This is a genomic window from Streptomyces sp. WAC06614, from assembly GCF_003949795.1.
Lineage (GTDB): Bacteria > Actinomycetota > Actinomycetes > Streptomycetales > Streptomycetaceae > Streptomyces.
On sequence record NZ_RPRY01000707.1, the window covers coordinates 1 to 1057 of the forward strand.

The window sequence follows — 1057 nt, forward strand, 5'->3', positions numbered from 1 at the left end:
GTTGTGCACCCAGGCCCGGCCGCCCCCGCCGGGCCTGGGTGCACAACTGCGTGGCCCTCGGCGCGGCGGCCGGTGTCACCGACCCGCTCGCCGAGGACCACGCCGACACCCTGGAGCTCCTGGACCTCCTGATCCGCGACCTCCCGTCCCCCGGCGACGGCCCGCAGACGGGCGTGACGGCGGCCCGCTTCAACGAGGCCGCGGCCGCCCGGCACGAGCGCGCCCTGGACCTCGTACGGCTGCGGTACCCGCTGGAGCACCCGCTGCCGCTGTCCGCCGCGGCCCGGGCCGCGGTCGACGCACACCGGGCGGGGCTGTCACCCACGCCCGCCGACCTCCCGCTGCGCACCCTGCTCGCCGCGCTCGCCCCCCGCCCGGCCGCACCGCCCGCGGCCCTGTCCCGCCACCCCGGCGCGCTCCGCGCGGCCGAGGAGCACTTCGCGCGCATCAAGCGCCACCAGCAGACGCTCCTGGAGACCCTCCCCACGGCCCACGCCTACCTGACCCGCCTGCACGCCGCCCCGCTCAGCGGGTCGCGGGACTGCGCACCCAGCCTCCGCTGACCTCCCAGGTGTCCCCGTCCGCGGTGGCCCCGCGCAGTCCGTGCAGCACGCCCGGACCGGCCAGGGCCGGCAGCCGCGGGTCGTACAGCGAGGCGAAGGCGACGGTGCGGTACGGGTCCCAGTCCGTGCTGTGCCGCAGCCGCCGGCCCATCTGCGCCCAGCCCGCCACCGCCCCGGCCACCACCCAGGCGTCCGGGACCTGTGCGGTCAGCCGGCGCGCCGGACGCAGCCAGGACGCGGCGCTCTCGGGCCAGTCCACCACCGCGAGCACCACCCCGCCGCGGGCCCGCCACGCGGCGCCGAAGGCCTCGGCCGCCGCCCGCGAGGCCCGGTCGCGCCCGTGCCCGACGGACACCGCCGCGATCCGGGACCGCGGCCCCGCCAGCAGCCCGAGCACCGTGTCCAGCTCGGCCGCGGTGTGCGGGCCGGGCACCGGCAGCTCACCGTAGGCGCCGAGCTCTCCCGCTCCGACCAACGGCGACCCCGTCCGCGAG

The 1057-nt window shown here is 79.7% G+C and carries 2 protein-coding genes; one reads left to right on the top strand and one right to left on the bottom strand.

Features of this window, described 5'->3' with window-relative positions:
• Positions 1 to 563 (top strand): tryptophan 7-halogenase (locus EF918_RS36030; protein ID WP_148141367.1); only part of this gene is annotated, 563 nt, incomplete at its 5' end.
• Here the strand turns inward: EF918_RS36030 and EF918_RS36035 are convergent.
• Positions 526 to 1057 (bottom strand): hypothetical protein (locus EF918_RS36035; protein ID WP_125653009.1); only part of this gene is annotated, 532 nt, incomplete at its 5' end. The two genes, EF918_RS36030 and EF918_RS36035, sit on opposite strands and share 38 nt — an antisense overlap.